This window comes from Pseudomonas sp. B21-059, from assembly GCF_026016285.1.
GTDB classification, from domain to species: domain Bacteria; phylum Pseudomonadota; class Gammaproteobacteria; order Pseudomonadales; family Pseudomonadaceae; genus Aquipseudomonas; species Aquipseudomonas danubii.
In genome coordinates, this window is record NZ_CP087201.1 from 877128 (window position 1) to 895821 (window position 18694).

The window sequence follows — 18694 nt, forward strand, 5'->3', positions numbered from 1 at the left end:
AGCGGAGCGATCAATGCCTGGGAGCTGAAAAATCGGGCTCTCAATACCAAGGGGTTTGTTACATGTCCAAAGAATTACTCGGAGTTTCTGCTGTAGGGCTGATGGTGCTGGGCGAGTTCTGCGCCATCTACAGTGAAGTGGTGGTGGCGCGGCTGGCCCATTCCGGCAACACCTCCGGTGCCGAACTGGCGTTGCCGGTGCTGATCATGTGCCTGGGCGGTATCTGTCTGCTGGCGGCCTACTGGCTGGGTTACGTGGCGGTTGGCGACATCTGGATCATCACCGTGGTCTCGGTGACGTCGCTGCTGCTTCTGGAGCCGCTGGTGATCTGGGCGCTGTTCCAGCAGGCGCCCGGGCGCGGCGCCTTGATCGGCTTCTGCCTCGGTGCGCTGGGGATGTTGTCCGCCGTGTTCCTCTAGCACGGCCTCGCTCAGGCTCGGGTCCTTCAGGCCCGGGCCCGGGCAAAGTAACGACTGGGCGCCTCGCCCAGGACCTTGCGAAACACACTGCTGAAGGCACTCGGGCTGCTGTAGCCCAGGTCGCTGGCGACCCGGGTCACGGCCTCGCCCTGGCCCAGGCGCACCACGGCCGCCAACAGGCAGGCCTGCTGGCGCCATTCGACGAAACTGATGCCGGTGTGCTGGCGAAACAGCCGGGTGAAGGTACGACGGCTCATGCCGGCGCGCTCGGCTATGGCATCGATCCCCAACTCCAGCGATGGCTGTTCCAGCAGCTCGCGACAGACCCTGGCCAGCCGCGGCTCGTCCGGCAGCGGGGCGTTGAGGGTCAAGGCCGGCATGCTGGCGACTTCATGCAGCAGCAGGTTCATCAACTGCCCCGGCACACCGTCCCTGGCGTAGAGCGTGGGGAGGTGCATGGCCCGCAGCAGTAGCTGGCGCAGCAACTCGGACACTTCCCGCACCTCGCATTGCTCCGGCAAGCCCAGGCGCTTTGCCGCCCGGGGGCGCACATAGGTGTTGAGCATGGTCACCGGCCCGCTCATGTGCATGGCATGGGTCACCCCGGCCGGCACCCAAATGGCCCGCTGTGGCGGCACCACCCAGTTGCCCTGTTCGGTGTAGACGCTGATGACCCCGGTAGCGGCGTAGGCGAACTGCCCGCGTCGATGCTGGTGTTCGGCGAAGTACTGGCCGTCCGCATAGTCGATGGCCGTGACCAGCGCGTCTCGGGGGATGTTTTCGTAGTGATCGATATCGATAGGTCGCATGGCCCGAATCTACTGATAGTTGACCTGATACTGCAAGCGGGCCATGGCGTGCTCCGGCGATAGTTCGGCCCCGGCCGGGGATTTGCTCGTGGCCGCCTTTCCTGGACCGCGCGACATGCAGAAAAAACACCTGTTCCTGGCCTTGCTGGTGACGGCCTTGTGGGGCCTGAACTTCCCCATCACCAAGCTTGGGCTGGCGAGTATCGATCCATTGCTGCTTACCGCCTTGCGCTTCACCCTGGCGGCGTTGCCCTGGGTATGGCTGATACCTCGCCCGCCGGTGGCATTCGCCTGGTTGGCGGCCTACGGGCTGATTTTCGGCGTGGCCATGTGGGCGCTGATCAACCTGGGAATTGAGCAGGGCGTGGCTCCGGGCACGGCTTCGCTGTTGATCCAGTTCAGCGCCTTTTTTTCCCTGGGCTGGGGCGTGTTGCTGTTCGGCGAGCGCCTGCGCTGGCAGCAGGTTCTGGCCACGGCCATTGCTTTGTGGGGGCTGCTGCGGATCATCGGCGACAGCCCCGGGCACGCCACCAGCCTGGGTTACGCCTTGCTGCTGGTGAGCGCCTTCAGCTGGAGTGTGGGCAACGTCATCATCAAGCGCTGTGGGGTTCGCGAGGTGTTCGCCTTCGTGGTCTGGGCCAGCCTGTTTGCGCCGTTGCCGCTGCTGGCGTTGACCTGGATAAGCCATGGGAGTGCGCCGTTTCTGCAACTGGCCGGGCAGGTGTCCGCCAGTGCGGCCTTGTCCCTGATGTTCCAGGTCTATGCGGCAACGCACTTCTGTTACTGGGGCTGGAACCTGTTGCTGCGGGAGTATCCGGTCTCTCGGGTGGCGCCCTTGTCGTTGCTGATCCCGGTGTTCGGCATGGCCGGGTCGGTGTTGATCCTGGGGCAGCGGGTCGGGGTCGATGAGGCTGTATCCATGGGCCTGATCCTGCTGGCGCTGGCAGTGGGGCAGTTTGACTGGCGCCGGTTTTCGGCCCTGCATCGCCGGTCCCTGTAGCCGCTGCCGCAGGCTGCGAACGCTTTGGGCGGCACTCCGTCGCCATCACAGGTTTATGTGGAAAACGTCAGGCAAGGCCCTGTGGGCCTTTTCGCAGCCTCGCGGGCTCGGCAGCGGCTACAGTCGGTGACAGTCGGTGGCGCAGGCGGGTTTCTTATCCTCGTTCAGTCACCGTTCAGGGGTATCGCGCGCACCATGTCCAGCCTTACGCCGAGCTTATGGCACGGCACTTTCTGGTGGGGCGAAGATGGTTCGAGAAACGCGTTTCGGGATTGAGTCCTGGGGTATCTACCTGGTGGCCCTGCTGCTGTTCACCTTTGGCATCTGGGACGAGCAGCCCCAGGGTTTCGACGGCCGTTGGGCGCTGTTTCTGCAGGAGATGTTCCGTCACGGGCCGAGCCTGTTCCCCACCACTTACGGCCAGCCCTATCCGGACTATCCGGCTACCGCGACCTTCTTCAGCTACCTGTTTGCCCAGGCCTTCGGCGCCCCCAATCACTTGGCCAATATCCTGCCCACTGCGCTGGCTTCGGCCGGGGTGCTGGCGTTGCTGTATCGCCTGCTGGCGCCTTCGGGGCGCACCTGGGCGCTGCTCGCGGTACTGCTGACGGCGCTGACCAGTCAGCTGTTGGACAAGTCCCGCTCGGTGTGCCTGGACCAGATGGTTTCACTGCTGTGCCTGGGGGCTTTCTACCTGCTGCACAGCGGCGAACAGCGCGGCTCGCGGCTGCGGCCACTGATGGTGCTGCCGCTGTTCGTGCTGGCCTTCGCCATTCGCGGGCCCTTGGGGCTGGTGGAAGTCTGCGGCGTGGTCTGCACCTATTGGCTGTTGGGCGAGAGCCGTACCCAGGAGGCGCGCCGTATCTTGTTCAAGCGCGTGCTCGGCTACGGCTTCAGCGGTCTGCTGTTGCTGGCAGCCTGTTGGTGGCTGCTGTTGAAGCTGGCTTATCTCAGCGGTGGCGAGGCCTTTGTGCAGCAGGTCTACCACATGCAGGTGGGCGGGCGTCTGGATGAGAGTGGCGAGCCGTTCTACTTCTACTTTCAGTTGGCGTTGTACCGCTACTTCCCTGTGGTGCCCCTGGCCCTGGCGACGCTGTGGATGCTGCGTCGCCAAGTGTTCCGGCGCCATGCCGACCCGCAGCTGCGCCTGGTACTGCGTCTTGGCGCCTGCGGCCTGATGATCCTGCTGGGCTTGTCGGTGCCGCATTTCAAACGCGCCTATTACATCTTGCCCATGGTGCCGATGTTCGCTGCGGTGGCCGCCTACGGCCTGCTCATGGTCCGGGGCAGAATGGGCAAGATGCGCAGCGCCTACCTTTGGTTGGTGGGTGCGCTGCCGGGGTTGTGCATCCTGGTGCTGCTCGTTCTTAAACACAGCTGGCACAAACACGGTTACTGGCCGCCGGTGTCCATGCCGTTGCTGATCGCGATCTTTGTCCTGTTGCAACTGCTGGCTCTGTACTGCTGGCGCAAGACCCTGGGCAGTTTCGGCCGGCGGCTGGTACTGCTCAGCGGACTGGCCCTGGCGGCGCAATGGACGCTGCTGGTGGCGGTGGTGGACCCGGCCAAGGATCTGCAGTTCGACACCCAGGGTTTTGTTTCCCAGGTGGAACAACTGCGCGCGGCCGAACACGGCCCCCTGGTGTTCTTCAACCTGGGCCAGGACACCTGGGCCGTGCGCTACATGATGAACCTGGACCACGACGAACAGCCGCTGTTTGTCAGCGGCGACGCCCCCGGACAACTGGACACATTGCCCCACGGCTCCTGGGTGATCGTGGCGCGCAAGGATCGAGAGAAGCTCCAGGGCACCTCGCTGGAAAACCAGCAGCCGGTGTACGAGGGGCGCTTGAATGACAATCCCTGTTTGGTGTTTCAGTTGCAGTAAGTCCTTGGCAGCGAGTGGTGCGGGTCGTATTTTTGGCCCCTGCGATCCGCGTTGAAACCAGGGAGTGGTCATGGAATGCCAGGTTCGTCCGGCCCTAGAGGCCGATGCCGCGAGGGTCAGCCAAGTGATCCTGGCGGCCTTGCTCACCAGCAATGCCCAGGACTATCCCGCCAGTGTGATCGAGCGGGTCCAGGCCAGCTTCACCACCGATTCTGTGCGCCAACTGATGCAGCGCCGGCAGATGTTCGTCGCCCTGGTGGACGGGGAATTGCTGGGCACCGCCAGCCTCGACGGGCGCGCGGTGCGTTCAGTGTTTGTCGATCCGGCGTACCACGGCCATGGTCTGGGCCGGCAACTGATGGCCGCGGTCGAGCAGGCAGCACTGGACTCGGGTTTGACCTCGCTGGTGGTGCCCTCGTCGGTCACCGCCGAAGGCTTTTATGCACGCCTGGGGTTTGTCCGGGTACGCGAGCATTACGAGGGCGAGGAGTTGACGCTGATCATGGAGCGGGCCCTGAGCCCTTGAGGAAGAACACGCGGGGCGGGCTTCTTCGGTGCTGATGCCGCTGCGAATTGAGCCCGCAGACTGGCGACCGCCGAGTGCGCTGGCGCCAGGTGATGAGCGCCACTGAGGTCTTGCAAATAGACATAACTTGCAACTCTTGCATTGTTGCGAAACCCCATGCGGCTATTTAGTTTTTTCCTCACAACGCCGGGCCCCTCTGACAGCTAATCGCTGCCATGTCGGAGTTGCAGTTTGTACAACTTCGACACTGGGAGGCGCACTCATGACAGCCCTTGAATCCTTCTTTTTTGCTGAGTTTCTCGGCACCGCTACGTGGCTTTGGTTCGCGTTTATCAGCATCGTTGTCGGCCTGCTGGTCTTCGACCTTGGGGTGCTGCACCGTGAGCATCGAGAAATCGGCGTTCGTGAAAGTCTGCTGCTGTCTGCGGGCTATATCGCGGCTGGCTTGCTGTTCGGCCTTTGGGTCTGGCAGGTCAAGGGCGGTGACGCCGGGATGGATTTCTACACCGGCTTTCTGATCGAGAAATCGTTGTCGATGGACAACGTGTTCCTGATGGCGATGATCTTCAGCTTTCTGTCCATTCCGCGGCAGTATCAGCATGAGGTGCTGTTCTGGGGAATTCTCGGCGTGATAGTGCTACGCGCCATCATGATTGGCCTCGGTGCGGCGCTGATCGCCGAGTTCAGTTGGATTCTCTATGGGTTCGGCGTCTTCCTGCTGCTGACTGGGGTAAAGATGCTGTTCAGCAAGCTCGATGATCACCCCGACCTCAGCGAAAACCTGCTGGTGAAGTTCCTGCGCAAGCACATGCGGGTGACCGATCGCCTGCATGAAGGGCGCTTCTTCGTTCGCCAGGCCGATGCCAGTGGTACGTCCGTGGTCTGGGCCACGCCGTTGTTCCTGGCCCTGGTGCTGATCGAGTGCGCCGACCTGGTGTTCGCGGTGGACAGCGTCCCGGCGATCTTTGCCATCACCCAGGACCCGTTCATCGTCTACACCTCGAACATCTTCGCCATCCTCGGTCTGCGGGCGTTGTATTTCGCCCTGGCAGCGATGATTCACCGCTTCGCCTATCTCAAGTACGCCCTGGCGCTGGTGCTGGTGTTTATCGGCGGCAAGATCTTCATGGTCGGCATCATCGGCAAGATTCCAGCGGTCATTTCCTTGAGTGTGACCCTGGCTTTGCTGCTGGGCGGAGTGCTGGTGTCGCTGTGGAAAACCCGCGGGCAGGTGTCTGCTGGTCCGCAGGTTTAGATCCCGATGGACAGCAGCCTTGTTGAGGCATCAGACACCTGGACCGGGCGCGCATTCTCGACTGAGTGCGTGTCCGGTTTCATTCGAGCGCTACAAAACAGCGCGGCAGGTCGTGCTGCCGCGCTGTGCTTTTACGAGGCCTGCTACCTCTAGGGCCTGTGGCGACTGCCATCGAGCAAGGCATCTACCACCGCTCGCGCCATCTCCACCGAATGCACCAGGGACCAGATCAGACCACGCTCGATGCCACTGCCGCGCTCGGTGATTTCATCGGAGACTTCTTCGGCGCTTTTGAGCAGCAGGGAGACGTGGAGCAGGGCTTCTTCGGCGTTGATGCCGCCGCGTACTGAGAAAAGAGAGTCGCGACTTACTGGGGTGCTGATGGTTTTTTTCAGTGACTGGATCAGAGGTACATCGGCAGGCTGAAGTGACAGTTTCTGCCGGATCTGCTGATTGGCCAGATCGTGTTCGGGGTTTCTGCCGCGCTGTGCAGCGGTGAGGGGCGGATCGGGGACGAGCTTTTTCATGGCGTAACTCCTAGTACAGAGATAGGAGCCTTCACCGTCGCTGCTAAACGATAGGGTGGCGGCCGTTCGCAGGTTAGCAGACCGGTGACTAGGACCCCGGCGCACCCGAAGGTGCCCTGCGCACGGCCGCCATAAAACGGAGCCAAAAAAGCGCCACGTAATGGGGGCACCATGCGCCTAGTTACACGTCGAGCTGCTAAACCCGGTCACTGAATTTGCAGTGACGGATCGAGGCTAGCCAGGGTGAGGGGGTAGGCGCAAGCGGCTAGGAGTTTCTAGGAAAGTTCGCACAATAGAAAGAGACTTAACGCTGCTTTGGGGCAACCAATGCTCGGTCCGTGAGAGTGGGGAGGGGCGGTTGGCGATGGTGGCTGAACGTTAAGGCCAGCATCAACAAAGCCCGCGCAAGGCGCGCTTTGTTGGTGCTTCGTTTGGTTGGCTACCAGGAACCCCGATATCGTCTAGCGCTTGCGCCACGGCGAGAAGTGCGTCCCCGGCGGTGTAGAGGATGGTCACATGCTCATCGTCGAAGTACAGCGTCGGGAAAAGCTTGCATGGCGTAGGGCTTTCGGAATCAAAAGCGATTGGAGTTGAAGGTAATTAGAACTTTTGTGCAAAGCTCGGATTGTATTTGGCGAAGTTCAAATCCTGATCCTCGCCAGCATATCTTCGCCGTCTGCATCCATACCAACCTCGACAAACCCGAAGCTGGAGTAAAACCCTTTAGCTACGATGTTCTTGGGGTTGTAGCAAATTTCAATTTCTTTCAAATCTGCGATCTGTTTTATTTCATGGAGGGCGAGACCCAGCGCTACTCTGCCGATGGATTTCTGCTGATGTTCTTTGTCCACCATAAAGCGCCAGATAGAGACTTTGCCTTTTGATTCCTGCACCCACATAAAAAAGCCTACAGGCTCTCCATCCGCGATTATGGCGCGTGTGAAGTAGCCTGGGTTGTACGCAGCCTCAACGAGCGACCAGGTATTACTTGCCACGTAGTCTTCCTGTTCTTCAGTGACCTCCAGTTCACAAATCGCCTCATAGTTTTGTTGCGTTATTTGGGTAAGTGAGATTTTCATAGAGTCTCCTGAGTTGGGGTGTTGATGAGGCTCAATTAACTTTCATGGGTATTTAGTTCATCCTGCGCCTTCACCAGCAGCGCGGCGAACAGGTCGGCGCTGTCCTGCGGCAAGGCTTCGCATTCTTGCTGTTGCTGTTCGCAGCAGTGCTGCGGCGGCGGGGGGGGATTCCGGTTAGCTCTCCGTGCAGTTCCAAGTAAGGTTTGAATTCCTCTCCCGCGTTCGTGCGGTTTACGTCGTCACCAGGCTGCGTTCGTCGGTTGTGGCCGCCGTACATCGGTGCCTTTGGTTTGTGTCCTTACTCTTTCGTATGGTCCAGCCATTCTTGGTAGGTGATACGGCTAATGTGTTCTGTCCGATAGTCTTGGAGGAACTGGTTGTATTTGTTTTCTTCCGTGTGATGAAAGCGAAAGCCACACTTCGATTGAGCAGCATAGGACTGGATGTTGTTGGCGAAGTAACCACACCAAAGTGCTTTGAGGTTCAGGTTTTCAAAGGCGTGTCGCATCACTTCACGTACTGCTTCCGGAATCAGGCCTTTACCCCAGTACGGCACGCCGATCCAGTAGGCGATTTCCCCTTCCTGCTCACTGATTTCAAAATTGCTGTTGCTGCCTATGAGAATGCCCACACAACCAACAGCACGGCGATTTTCCTTCAATTCGACCGCGTACACCTCGGGGTGATTGAAGACCGTACGGATGATGTCGGCACTGTTCTCCACACTGGTGTGGGGGGGCCAGCCAGCGATAGGGCCGACTCGGGCGTCTTTGGCATATTCGTATAGATCATCGGCGTCTGTGTCCTGCCAGGGGCGCAGCAAGAGTCGTTCTGTTTTAAGTGTCATGTCCTGTACTCGTAATGGATTGATTCGTTCAGGACAGAGTATTGGGAGGCATATCATCGGTACACGTCAGTACCTCGGCTTTTTCGGTACTTTTAGAAACAGCTGCGCCAAGCGGTGATAGGATTTTGGCTCTTGTTTGTTGTAGCGCTGGGTCACTATGCATCACATTCCGAAACTTTCCGTTCCTGGCGACTTGATGCGGATGGGAGAAACCACGCTAGCGGAAGGGCTAGGTTTACCGCTTTCCTTCGGTCACGCTTATTTGACGCTGCTGGTGTGCCTCTCCGGTAGTGCCCACTTCACACTTAACTTCAAAGAGCATGCGGTTAGGCGCGGTGCTGTGATGCTGCTGGCTGAGGACACTATTGCCTTGCTCAAACGTCGCTCGCGCCGCTTCAAGGTGTTTTTCTGCCTTATGCCGAAAAGTTTTGCCGCTGAGGTTGCCTACCCACTGCCAAATACGTTGTTCGTATTTCTGCATGACCATCCTCATTGCGTTCCATCCAGGGACGACATGCCGTTGATAGAGGGCTGGGTGACGCAGATGCGGAACATTGCGCAGACCTGCCCCACCTACCAACGCATCATGTTGCGCAATCAGCTGCAGAACCTCTTTTTGAAAATAGCCGAGCAACTTCCAGCCAGCCAAATAGAAAACAGGGGATTCAGCCGGAAGGAAATGCTCAGTTGGCGCTTCTGGGAATTGATAGGCAAACATTGTGTGCGCCACCGAGATGTGAAGTTCTACGCCGACGCACTGAATATCACGCCGTTCTACCTGTCGCAGTTGACCAAAGCGTTTTTCAATGACACACCCAAGGGCCTGATTGATCGGCAGGTAACCTTGGAAATCAAGGCGCTTCTTTCATACAGTGACTTGGCTATTGGCCGTGTGGCCGACGAACTGAACTTTGCCGACGCATCTTACTTGTGTCGCTACTTCAAGCGCCAAACGGGGATTTCGCTGTCCCGTTATCGTAAGCACAAGAGGGAGGATGGGGGATAGGACTGACCTGCGGTCGAAATAGAGGAGGGAAGGTGCACTACATTTTGATTACATATAGAGCGTTCGCTTTAGGTCGGCTACCGCATTTCACAGCAAGCAGCATTCTGCAGATTCTGTTGAGAATCGGACTGCCTAAACGGATTGAATCGTGACTGGTTAAAACGCCTTTTTTGCAAACGACTAACTGAAATCTGAGTTCGGAAGCCTTTGCCGAAGTAAAGAACTCAACTTCGGACGCATTATTTTCTTCTGCAGAAACCATGGCCGACTTTTTCAACGGAGTCAGCCAAATGCAATCACTCGAATACGTCTACTAAATCAAGGCGGTTCAGCACTCTATGACATCATTCGGTATTCCAAAAACTACCCCTGAAGGGCTTGGAATACCTTGTGGAATACAAGAAGGTGGGGATTTTGTCGGACGTCTGTGGACGCTAGTAGGCGCCAAGGTCCTGTATTTTCTGGATCTCAGGCACAAAAAAAGACGTCCAAGGACGTCTTTTCTTGTTGAGTTGGTGGAGCCGGGGGATTTGAACCCCCGTCCGCCAGTACTCCGCTGTCGGTACTACATGCTTAGCCGTGTCTATTGAGTTAACCCTCAGCGACCCGACGGGCAGGGTGCTTTGGGCGAGTTGTGTAAGTTTTAGCCGCTTCGTCCACAACGTACTGCACGGCGATTCTGTTCTATATGACAATCATTTTGGGTTTACAGACATCCCCTGATGATTGCTGGACCCGAAGGTACCAGGGGGGAAGGGCTAAGGCTGCTTACGCAGCGAGAGCGTAATCCCCGTAGGTTTCGTCATTGGCAACTATAGGAAGTTGCAACAGTGGATTTACGAGTTCTGTTACCAACTCGGCATGCACCTAAAGTTTCGCAACCGGCGTCGAATCCTAAACGGCCCCGAACCTGTTGTGCATTACCAACAGGTGGGCGGATTCTACGCTAAGCGAGCGCAGAAGGCCAACCCGAAGGTTGGCCAATGCATCGACCTATTGACCGCCCTTGGTGTTGTTCTGCAATTGCTGGATCGCCTGGGTGGTCAGGGAGATGCAGTTCTTGGTGCCTTCCTCGGTGCCTTTGGCCTGTTCGGCGGTGGCTTGCTGGACCTTGGCGTCGATGTTGCTGCTCAAGTCCGAGCTCATGGCCTCGGTGCTGACCTTGGCATCCTTGATCTTTTGCAGGTTGATCTGGCACAGGTCCTCTTGCCCGGCGGCAAACACCGGGGAGGCCAGCATCGCGGCGGTGATGAACAGTCCAGCCAGTGCAGAACGCTTCATGGTTATCTCCTTGATCGCAGGGGCTCGGCGTTGCCGGTCAACAGGACGGGCGGCCGAATGGGGCTAAGCCCTTTTTGTGCGGGCCTGGAAAATGGACTACAGCGGTGCGCCGGGGTTCTGTTTTTTTTGCGATGAACTGGAACAGCCGTTATCGCGTTTAAGCAGGCAAAAAAAAGGGGCGAAAACGCCCCTTGTTGTTCCGCCCCTGAAGTCAGACCGTCTTGGCCCGTGTGACCCGGTCCACCAGGTAGACCAGCCCGTGATAGTCGATCCCGCCGTGCTGGCTGAGGCCGATTTCACAGGTGCGGCTGGTGGAGATGCCTTCGCTGCAATACTGCACCGCGTCCTTGAGGCTGCGCAGGGAGTGGGCATTGAGCTCCGGGGTGGTGAAGCCCTTGTCGCCGGCGAAACCACAGCAGTGGATGCCTTCGGGGATCACCACGTTGTTGCTGCAACGCCGGGCCAGTTCGATCAGCGCCTGGCTCTCGCCCAGGTGCTGGGTGCTGCAGGTGACGTGCACGGCGATTGGCGCTTCCTGGGGGGTGAACTCCAGGCGCTCCAGCAGGTGGGTGCGGATGAAGCGCACCGGGTCGTAGAGGTCCAGGCGCACATCCCCCAGGTCCTGCACCAGACGCAGGGTGCAGGGACTGGTGTCGCAGTAGATCGGGTCAAGGCCGCCACGGCTGGCATGAAGCAGGGCGCCGATCAGTTCCTGGCGCTTGTCTTCGGCCTGGGTGGCGTAGCCCTTGGAGGCGAATGGCTGGCCGCAGCAGAGGTTGTCCAGGTTGTCCGGCAGCACCACTTGATAGCCGGCCTTTTCCAGCAGGCCGCGGGTTTTTTCGTAGAGCGACGATTGTTCCTTGTCGCCTGCTGCTGGCCCCATCACTCGGGACACGCAGGCCGCCAGGTACACCACTCGCGGGCGCGCGTCGCTGACGCTCGGGCTGAAGCGAATGGCCTTTTCCGGTTGCGGCATGGCGTTATTCCACTGCGGCACCCGGCCTTTGGACAGGCGCGTCAGGCTCGCCGACAGCTTGCTCAGGCGCGGCGCTCCCAGGAGCATGCGCGCACCGTTGGCCACGTGCAGGGTGAAGCGCGCGCCCTGCAAGGTGCTGGCGAAGTGCGAGCCGAGCCAGTCGGCGGTGCCGGTGTGAGTGGCGTGCTCGCTGCGCAGTTTCTTCACCAGCTCGCCGGTGTTGATGCCCACCGGGCAGCGCTGGGCGCACAGGCCGGTGGCGGCGCAGGTGTCGATGCCCTGGTACTGATAGGCCGCCTCCAGCTCGGAGGTGTCGATGCCGGCGCGTTTACGTGCCTGGATGTCGCGCCAGATGACGATGCGCTGGCGCGGGCTCAGGGTCAGGCCCTTGGATGGGCACACCGGCTCGCAGAAACCGCACTCGATGCACTTATCCACAATCTCGTCGGCCGCCGGCAGCGGCTTGAGATGCTTCAGGTGGATCTGCGGATCGTCGCTGAGCACCACGTCCGGGTTGAGGATGCCGTTGGGGTCCAGCAGGCGCTTGAGCTGCCACATTAGCTGGTAGGCATCGCTGCCCCATTCCAGCTCTACAAAGGGCGCCATGTTGCGTCCGGTGCCGTGCTCGGCCTTCAGCGATCCGCCGAACTCCACGGCCACCAGTTGCGCCACGTCGTCCATGAACGCCTGGTAGCGGTTCACTTCCTCGCTGCTGTTGAAGCCCTGGGTGAAGACGAAGTGCAGGTTGCCCTCCAGGGCATGGCCGAAGAGGATCGCTTCGTCGTAGTGGTGCTTGTCGAACAGCTCGATCAGGCGGTTGACGCCGATGGCCAGCTGCTCCACGGGGAAGGTCACGTCTTCGATGATCACCGTGGTGCCGGTCTTGCGCACCGCGCCGACCGCCGGGAAGGTGTCCTTGCGGATCGCCCAGAGCTTGGCGTTTTCCTGTGGGTCTTCGGTGAAGTCCACCTGTTTTTCCACCGGGAAGGCGGCCAGGGAATTCATGATCTGCGCCAGTTGCTCGTGCAGTAGCGACGAGGACGCGGCGCGGGACTCGATCAGCAGCGCGCAGGCGTTGGCCGAGAGCTGCTGGACGAAAGCCGGCATGCCGGGCTTGTCCTGCACCGAGCGCAGGCTGCGGCGGTCCAGCAGCTCCACTGCCGACACTGGCTGGCTCTTGAGCACGGTCACCGCGTTGCAGCAGGTTTCTACGTCGGGAAAGACGATCAGCGCCGAGGCCTTGTTCGGGTGGTCGATTACCGTGTCGTAGGTCACCGCGCTGATAAAGCCCAGGGTGCCCTCGGAGCCCACCAGCAGATGGCTGAGGATGTCCAGCGGCTCGTCGAAATCCACCAGGGCATTGAGGGACAGGCCAGTGGTGTTTTTCAGCCGGTATTTGTGGCGGATCTTCGCTGCCAGCTCGCTGTTGGCGCGGGTGCTGCGGCCCAGTTCGGCCAGGCGCTCCAGCAACGGACCATGGCTGGCGCGGAAGGCGGCGATGCTGGCGGCATCCTCGGTGTCCAGGCGCGTGCCATCGGCCAGCACCAGACGGATGCCGGCTAGGGTGTGATAGGTGTTCTGCGCGGTGCCGCAGCACATGCCGCTGGCGTTGTTGGCGACGATGCCGCCGATCTTGCAGGCGTTGATCGAGGCAGGGTCGGGGCCGATCTTGCGCCCGAACGGCGCCAGCCAGGCATTGGCCTGGGCGCCGATCACCCCGGGCTGCAGACGAATCTGCGTACCCTGATGGCGAATCTCCTTGCCGTTCCAGTTATCCCCCAGAACGATCAGCACCGAGTCGCTGATGGCCTGCCCGGACAGGCTGGTGCCGGCGGCGCGGAAGGTCACCGGCACCCGGTCGCGCTGGGCCAGCTGGAGCAGGGCGACCACTTCATCTTCGGATTCGACGCGGATCACCAGCTTGGGGATCAGCCGGTAGAAGCTGGCATCGGTGCCGAAGGCCAGGGTCGAGAGCGGGTCGTCGAAACGCCGCTCCTGGGGAATCAGTTGCTGGGCATCACGTAGAAAAGCGGCCGGTAGGCTCATTGGTCCTCCAGGATCAGCACCACCAGGTCTTTCGGGCCGTGGGCGCCGTAAGCCAGGACTTGTTCGATATCAGCGGTCTTCGACGGGCCGGACACCAGCAGTGCGTTGGTCGGCATGCCGGCGGCCCAGTTCATCTGTTCCTGCACCTGATAGAAGTTGTCGCGGATTTCGCTGGCCTTGAGCAGGGCGAAATGCACCGGCGGCACCAGGCTCATCAGCCGCGGTTCTTCCCGGGTTGGCCAGAGGATCAGGCTACCGGTGGCGGCGATGGCACCCAGGGTGGTGGTGAGGCTGGCCGGGGTGTCGTTGAACAGCTCGGCTTTCCACTCTTCCAGCGGGCGGTCGTAGGCCTTGAGTGCCGGCAGTTGCGGGTGCTCGGCCCAGTACTGGGTGACCCGCTGGCCATGGGGCGTGCTCGGGGCGATCAGCAGGCTGGGCAGCTGGCGCTCCTGCAGCAGCCGGGCCAGCAGTTCAGGCCAGTCGGCGCCGGTGCTCAGGTGGATTTCGGTGTGCACCGCTTCCATCTGTTTGCGCAGTTGCGGAATGCGTTGTTCCGCCGTGTAGCTGTAAGGCTGGGTGACCAGCGCCTCGTCGAAGTTATCCACAATCGGCGTGGTGCCGGCGAGGCTGTTGCGCAGCTTGGCGAGGATATTGTGTTTCGCGCTCATCAGCGGTCTCCCTGCTTGTCCAGGTGCTCACGGGCCAGGTCATGCAGCGACCGGGCGGCGGGTTTTGGCGCGCTGTGGTTCTGCGTCCAGGGGCCGACCTTGCTCGGGGTGAGGGCGCGCAGGCGGGTGGCGGCCAGGGTGAACAGGCGATACAGGGTCGGCGAGCTGTTGAGGCGGGCCCAGGCGTTCCAGATGAAACGTTCCTTGCGCGAGTACTTGCTGCCCTGACCGCGCATCACTTGATGCGGGCTGTCCGGGGCCTTGACGTTCTCTTCCCGCAGGCGTCGCAGCAGCGCCGGGATCGGGATCTTTACCGGGCAGACTTCGCCACAGGCGCCGCACAGCGACGAGGCGCTGGGGTGATCCGGCACCTTGGCTAGGCCGACCATGTGCGGGGTGATGATCTTGCCGATAGGCCCCGGGTAGACCTCGCCGTAGGTGTGGCCGCCGACTCGGGTGTAGACCGGGCAGTGGTTCATGCAGGCGCCGCAGCGGATGCAGTTCAGGGTCTGGCGCAGTTCGCTGTCGGCAAAGGCCTGGCTGCGGCCGTTGTCCAGCAGCACCAGGTGCACTTCCTGGGGGCCGTCCAGCTCATGCTCTTTGCGCGGGCCGGAGATCATGTTGACGTAGGTGGTGATGGGCTGGCCGAGGGCCGAGCGGGTCAGCAGTGAAAGCAGCGGCACCACATCGCGCAGGTTCTCGACGACTTTCTCGATCCCGGTGACGGCAATGTGCACTGGCGGCACGGTGGTGGACATGCGCCCGTTGCCTTCGTTTTCCACCAGCAGCAGGGTGCCGGTCTCGGCCACGGCGAAGTTGACGCCGGAGACGCCGATATCGGCTTCGAAGAATTTCTGCCGCAAGACCTTGCGACCGATCTGAATGAGTTGGTCAACGTCCTTGGTGTACTCCACGCCGAGTTTGTCGTGGAACAAGGACGCGACCTGACCGGCATTCTTGTGGATCGCCGGCATAATGATGTGTGAAGGCTTCTCGTGGTCGAGCTGGACGATGAACTCGCCCATGTCCGACTCAAGGCATTCAATGCCTTGTTCAGCGAGGACATGGTTCATTTCCATCTCTTCGCTGACCATCGATTTGCCCTTGATCACTTGCCGCGCCTCGTGAGCGCGGATGATCGAGAGGACGATGCCATTGGCTTCGTCCACCGTTTCCGCCCAGTGCACTGTCACACCGTTGCGGGTCAGGTTCTGTTCCAGGCGCTCGAGCAGGTCGGGCAGCTTGGACAGCGCCCGGGCGCGAATCGCGTTGCCCAGGGCGCGTAGGTGTTCTCTTTCGTGGGCATCGCTGAACGAGGCCGCACGCTTGGCCATGAGTGAGTCCATGGCGCTGCGAAAGTTGTTTCGCAGTTGTTTGTCCCCCAGGGCTTCGTGGGCCCGGGTTCGGAAATCGTCCGCCACGTTGGTGGTCGGAATCAGCTCGGGGGTGCTCATTGTGCACCTCCGGTACGTTGCCAGAGGAAGCTCGCCAGGTGCTGGCCGCGCAATGCCTCTTGCTGTTTCTCCAGCGCGCCGTTGATGTTCATCAAGCAGCCGCAATCGGCACTCAGTACCTGATGCGCGCCGGATTCCTTCAGCGCCCGGGTCTTGTCCGCAACCATGGCGCCGGAGATGTCCGGCATTCGGACGCTGAAAGTCCCGCCAAAGCCACAGCATTCGCTTTCGTGGCTGTGTTCTACCCGTTCCACGTTGCTCAGCTGTGACAGCAACTCACGGCCGTGCAGGTGGGTGTTCATTTCCCGTCGAGCCGAGCAGGAGGTGTGCAGCGCCACCTTGACCGGGGCGCCGCTGTCCTTGAACTGCACCTTGCACACGTGCAGGAGAAACTCGGCCAGCTCGTAGGTGCGGGCGGCCAGGGCCTGCACCTGTTTCAGGGTTTCGGGCTCGTCCTTGAACAAGTCCGCGTAATGCTCGCGCAGCATGCCCGCGCAGGAACCCGACGGCACCACCACCGGATAGTCGCCGGCAAACAGCGCCAGTTGCGAGCGGGCCACGGTGCGCGCCTGCTCGGTGTAACCCGAGGTGTAGGCGGGTTGGCCGCAGCAGCTTTGCCCTTGCGGGTACTCCACGCGAATGCCTTCGCGCTCCAGCAGGTGAATCGCGTCCATCCCGGCTTCGGGATAGAACAGATCGACCACGCAGGTGCCGAACAGGTAAACCCGCGACGGCTTCGCGCTGGGGTACTGCCGGGGTTCGGCCAGCGGTGGCGCGACACGAGTCGCATTGGGCACGGCGTTGTAGAAAAGCTCGCTCATCAGGCGTGTCTCCGGGTGGTCCCGGTTATTCGTCCGTCGCGACGGCTGAAAGATAAACCAGCAAGCTTTCAGCAGCCTTGCAGACCGGGTGGTGAATGCGGACGCCGCGGGTAAGGGCGGCGTCGGTTCTTTCGGTGTTGCTTAGTGCACCAGCATGCCGGTGAACCAGTAGGCCTGGGCCAGGGTGATCAGGCCGACAATAGTGGCAAAGAACAGGCTGTGCTTGAGGGTGAAGCGGAACAGATCCGACTCCTTGCCCACCAGGCCGGTGGCGGCGCAGGCCACGGCGATCGATTGCGGCGAGATCATCTTGCCGGTCACGCCGCCGCTGGTGTTGGCCGCGACCATGAGGGTGTCGTTGACCCCGATCTGGTGCGCGGTGGTGGCCTGTAGCGAGCTGAACAGGGCGTTGGACGAGGTATCGGAACCGGTGAGGAACACCCCGAGCCAGCCCAGGAACGGCGAGAAGAACGGGAACGCCGCGCCGGTGCCCGCCAGGACCAGGGCCATGGTCGAAGACATGCCCGAGTAGTTGGTGACGAAGGCGAACGCCAGCACCATGCCGATGGACAGGATCGGCCAGCGCAGCTCGTAGAAGGTCTCTTTTAAAGTGGTCAGACCAGTTTTAACGTTGATCTTCAGCACCAGCATGGAGACCAGCGCGGAGAAGAAAATCGCCGTGCCGGTGGCGGAGATAGGGTCGAGCTTGAACACCGCCGGGATGGCGGTCGGGGTGGCCACGATTGGCGTCATCTTGATCACCAACTGATCCAGATGCGGGATGGAGAAGTTGAACACCCAGCCGTACATCGAGCCGCCGGCGGCGAACATCGCCTTGAAGGGCTTGAGGGTCCAGATGGTCACCAGCACGGTGAGGATCAGGAACGGCGACCAGGCCTTGAAGATCTGCCCCAGGCTGTAGGGCGAAGCGACGGTGTTGCGTGGCTGACCGAAGCCGCCGACGCTGGCGATGACGGCCGCGCTGGAGGTGGCACCGGCGATCTGCGCACCGGCGGTGCGCTTGGGCTGCCAGATTTTCAGGAACAGGGTCAGGGAGATCAGGCTGGCCAGGGCCGAAGTGATGTCCGGCAGTTCCGGGCCGATGAAGTTCGAGGTGAAGTACTGAGTGATGGCAAAGCTCAGACCGGCCACCAGCGCGGCGGGCCAGGTCTCTTTGACGCCGCGCATACCGTCCATCATGAACACCAGCCAGAACGGCACGAACAGCGACAGCAGCGGCAGTTGGCGGCCGGTCATGGCGCCGATCTTGAAGGCGTCGATGCCCGTCACCTGGCCGGCAACGATGATCGGAATCCCCAGGGCGCCGAAGGCCACGGGCGCGGTGTTGGCGATCAGGCACAGGCCGGCGGCGTACAGCGGGTTGAAGCCCAGGCCCACCAGCAGGGCGGCGGTGATCGCCACCGGTGCGCCGAAGCCGGCCGCACCTTCGAGGAAGGCGCCGAAGCAGAAGCCGATCAGCAGCACCTGCAGGCGCTGGTCGTCGGTGATCGACAGTACCGAGCTGCGGATGATTTCAAACTGGCCGCTTTTCACCGTCAGTTTGTAGAGGAACACGGCGGCGACGATGATCCAGGCGATGGGCCACAGACCGTAGGCAAATCCATAGCCAGCGGCAGCGAAGGCCATGTCGGCGGGCATCTTGAAGGCGAAGATCGCCACCAGGATCGACAAGGCCAGGGTGATACTCCCGGCGACGTGTCCTTTGAGACGGAACACGGCCAGAGCCAGGAAGAAGAACACGATCGGGATAACGGCGGCGAGGGCGGACAGGCCGAGGCTGCCAAGCGGGCTATAGAGCTGTTGCCAGGTTTGCATAATGGGGTGGCCCCTAATTGTTGTTGGTCAGGCACTGCTAGCGTCTTGGTTAATTGGTAAGACCAATTTACAATCGCTGTTGGCTAGGGTAAAAGCGTTGTGCGCGGTGTGTCAATTTGCCGCCCTAAAACTTTTGTCGAATGCGCTATGGCGCGGGCATCTGATCGGTGCAAAAGGCTTCCTTCTGCTAGGTGTTGGCGCGCCGTGAATAGGCCAGAATAGAGCCCCCGGCGAAGGGTCGGGAGGGTGGAGAGTG

Annotated in this window: 16 protein-coding genes and 1 other RNA gene; 6 read left to right on the top strand and 11 right to left on the bottom strand. The window is 60.9% G+C overall.

Going from position 1 to position 18694, the window contains the following annotated elements:
- Positions 1 to 101 precede the first annotated feature (101 nt).
- Entirely contained in the window at positions 102 to 419 is a 318-nt protein-coding gene (locus LOY69_RS03905; protein ID WP_011059155.1) for a hypothetical protein, read from the top strand.
- A 26-nt stretch (positions 420 to 445) separates the two neighbouring features.
- Here LOY69_RS03905 and LOY69_RS03910 read toward each other — a convergent pair whose 3' ends face one another.
- Positions 446 to 1228, bottom strand: a complete 783-nt coding sequence (locus LOY69_RS03910) for an AraC family transcriptional regulator (protein WP_265074159.1) — start codon at positions 1226 to 1228, stop codon at positions 446 to 448.
- A 115-nt stretch (positions 1229 to 1343) separates the two neighbouring features.
- Here LOY69_RS03910 and LOY69_RS03915 point away from each other — a divergent pair, with 115 nt between their 5' ends.
- The 4 genes from LOY69_RS03915 (at position 1344) to LOY69_RS03930 (ending at position 5897) form a co-directional block, all read left to right on the top strand.
- Positions 1344 to 2228 (top strand): EamA family transporter, encoded by an 885-nt coding sequence (locus tag LOY69_RS03915; protein WP_110595970.1) that lies wholly within the window; start codon positions 1344 to 1346, stop codon positions 2226 to 2228.
- 247 nt (positions 2229 to 2475) lie between these two features.
- Complete coding sequence (locus LOY69_RS03920; RefSeq protein ID WP_265074160.1) at positions 2476 to 4116, top strand: ArnT family glycosyltransferase; 1641 nt, start codon at positions 2476 to 2478, stop codon at positions 4114 to 4116.
- Positions 4117 to 4186: 70 nt separating this feature from the next.
- The gene (locus tag LOY69_RS03925; RefSeq protein WP_110595972.1) at positions 4187 to 4642 is read left to right on the top strand and encodes a GNAT family N-acetyltransferase; all 456 of its coding nucleotides are present in this window, start codon (positions 4187 to 4189) and stop codon (positions 4640 to 4642) included.
- Positions 4643 to 4904: 262 nt separating this feature from the next.
- Entirely contained in the window at positions 4905 to 5897 is a 993-nt protein-coding gene (locus LOY69_RS03930; RefSeq protein ID WP_102878311.1) for a TerC family protein, read from the top strand.
- A gap of 149 nt (positions 5898 to 6046) precedes the next feature.
- Here the strand turns inward: LOY69_RS03930 and LOY69_RS03935 are convergent, their stop codons facing one another.
- The 3 genes from LOY69_RS03935 to LOY69_RS03945 form a co-directional block, all read right to left on the bottom strand.
- Complete coding sequence (locus LOY69_RS03935; RefSeq protein WP_110653086.1) at positions 6047 to 6424, bottom strand: DUF6124 family protein; 378 nt, start codon at positions 6422 to 6424, stop codon at positions 6047 to 6049.
- A gap of 641 nt (positions 6425 to 7065) precedes the next feature.
- Positions 7066 to 7503 (bottom strand): GNAT family N-acetyltransferase, encoded by a 438-nt coding sequence (locus LOY69_RS03940; RefSeq protein ID WP_102878313.1) that lies wholly within the window; start codon positions 7501 to 7503, stop codon positions 7066 to 7068.
- A 298-nt stretch (positions 7504 to 7801) separates the two neighbouring features.
- A complete protein-coding gene (locus LOY69_RS03945) occupies positions 7802 to 8350 on the bottom strand; it encodes a GNAT family N-acetyltransferase (RefSeq protein WP_102878314.1) in 549 nt (182 codons plus the stop codon).
- A 157-nt stretch (positions 8351 to 8507) separates the two neighbouring features.
- Here LOY69_RS03945 and LOY69_RS03950 point away from each other — a divergent pair, with 157 nt between their 5' ends.
- Positions 8508 to 9356 (top strand): helix-turn-helix domain-containing protein, encoded by an 849-nt coding sequence (locus tag LOY69_RS03950; protein ID WP_102878315.1) that lies wholly within the window; start codon positions 8508 to 8510, stop codon positions 9354 to 9356.
- Between the two features lie 513 nt (positions 9357 to 9869).
- Here LOY69_RS03950 and ssrA read toward each other — a convergent pair.
- The 7 genes from ssrA to LOY69_RS03985 form a co-directional block, all read right to left on the bottom strand.
- Positions 9870 to 10262: a transfer-messenger RNA gene (gene ssrA / locus LOY69_RS03955) on the bottom strand.
- An 87-nt stretch (positions 10263 to 10349) separates the two neighbouring features.
- On the bottom strand, positions 10350 to 10637 hold the full coding sequence (locus tag LOY69_RS03960) for a hypothetical protein (protein WP_102878316.1): 288 nt from the start codon (positions 10635 to 10637) through the stop codon (positions 10350 to 10352).
- 211 nt (positions 10638 to 10848) lie between these two features.
- On the bottom strand, positions 10849 to 13659 hold the full coding sequence (locus tag LOY69_RS03965; protein WP_265074161.1) for an FAD-binding and (Fe-S)-binding domain-containing protein: 2811 nt from the start codon (positions 13657 to 13659) through the stop codon (positions 10849 to 10851).
- Positions 13656 to 14327 carry a LutC/YkgG family protein gene (locus tag LOY69_RS03970; RefSeq protein ID WP_265074162.1) on the bottom strand — a complete coding sequence of 224 codons (672 nt, stop codon included), beginning with the start codon at positions 14325 to 14327 and terminating at the stop codon, positions 13656 to 13658. The genes LOY69_RS03965 and LOY69_RS03970 overlap by 4 nt, the downstream gene beginning before the upstream one ends.
- Positions 14327 to 15781, bottom strand: coding sequence for a LutB/LldF family L-lactate oxidation iron-sulfur protein (locus LOY69_RS03975; protein ID WP_102878319.1), 1455 nt, complete (start codon positions 15779 to 15781; stop codon positions 14327 to 14329). The genes LOY69_RS03970 and LOY69_RS03975 overlap by 1 nt, the downstream gene beginning before the upstream one ends.
- Positions 15778 to 16602, bottom strand: coding sequence for a (Fe-S)-binding protein (locus tag LOY69_RS03980; protein ID WP_110595981.1), 825 nt, complete (start codon positions 16600 to 16602; stop codon positions 15778 to 15780). Before LOY69_RS03980 ends, LOY69_RS03975 begins: the two co-directional genes overlap by 4 nt.
- A gap of 141 nt (positions 16603 to 16743) precedes the next feature.
- Entirely contained in the window at positions 16744 to 18438 is a 1695-nt protein-coding gene (locus tag LOY69_RS03985) for a lactate permease LctP family transporter (RefSeq protein WP_265074163.1), read from the bottom strand.
- Positions 18439 to 18694 lie beyond the last annotated feature (256 nt).

Coding starts and splice junctions, on each gene's coding strand:
- LOY69_RS03985 (WP_265074163.1), bottom strand. CDS start 18,438: ATGCAAACCTGGCAACAGCTCTATAGCCCGCTTGGCAGCCTCGGCCTG.
- LOY69_RS03965 (WP_265074161.1), bottom strand. CDS start 13,659: ATGAGCCTACCGGCCGCTTTTCTACGTGATGCCCAGCAACTGATTCCC.
- LOY69_RS03925 (WP_110595972.1), top strand. CDS start 4,187: ATGGAATGCCAGGTTCGTCCGGCCCTAGAGGCCGATGCCGCGAGGGTC.
- LOY69_RS03910 (WP_265074159.1), bottom strand. CDS start 1,228: ATGCGACCTATCGATATCGATCACTACGAAAACATCCCCCGAGACGCG.
- LOY69_RS03975 (WP_102878319.1), bottom strand. CDS start 15,781: ATGAGCACCCCCGAGCTGATTCCGACCACCAACGTGGCGGACGATTTC.
- LOY69_RS03930 (WP_102878311.1), top strand. CDS start 4,905: ATGACAGCCCTTGAATCCTTCTTTTTTGCTGAGTTTCTCGGCACCGCT.
- LOY69_RS03905 (WP_011059155.1), top strand. CDS start 102: ATGGTGCTGGGCGAGTTCTGCGCCATCTACAGTGAAGTGGTGGTGGCG.
- LOY69_RS03945 (WP_102878314.1), bottom strand. CDS start 8,350: ATGACACTTAAAACAGAACGACTCTTGCTGCGCCCCTGGCAGGACACA.
- LOY69_RS03920 (WP_265074160.1), top strand. CDS start 2,476: ATGGTTCGAGAAACGCGTTTCGGGATTGAGTCCTGGGGTATCTACCTG.
- LOY69_RS03980 (WP_110595981.1), bottom strand. CDS start 16,602: ATGAGCGAGCTTTTCTACAACGCCGTGCCCAATGCGACTCGTGTCGCG.
- LOY69_RS03915 (WP_110595970.1), top strand. CDS start 1,344: ATGCAGAAAAAACACCTGTTCCTGGCCTTGCTGGTGACGGCCTTGTGG.
- LOY69_RS03950 (WP_102878315.1), top strand. CDS start 8,508: ATGCATCACATTCCGAAACTTTCCGTTCCTGGCGACTTGATGCGGATG.
- LOY69_RS03940 (WP_102878313.1), bottom strand. CDS start 7,503: ATGAAAATCTCACTTACCCAAATAACGCAACAAAACTATGAGGCGATT.
- LOY69_RS03960 (WP_102878316.1), bottom strand. CDS start 10,637: ATGAAGCGTTCTGCACTGGCTGGACTGTTCATCACCGCCGCGATGCTG.
- LOY69_RS03935 (WP_110653086.1), bottom strand. CDS start 6,424: ATGAAAAAGCTCGTCCCCGATCCGCCCCTCACCGCTGCACAGCGCGGC.
- LOY69_RS03970 (WP_265074162.1), bottom strand. CDS start 14,327: ATGAGCGCGAAACACAATATCCTCGCCAAGCTGCGCAACAGCCTCGCC.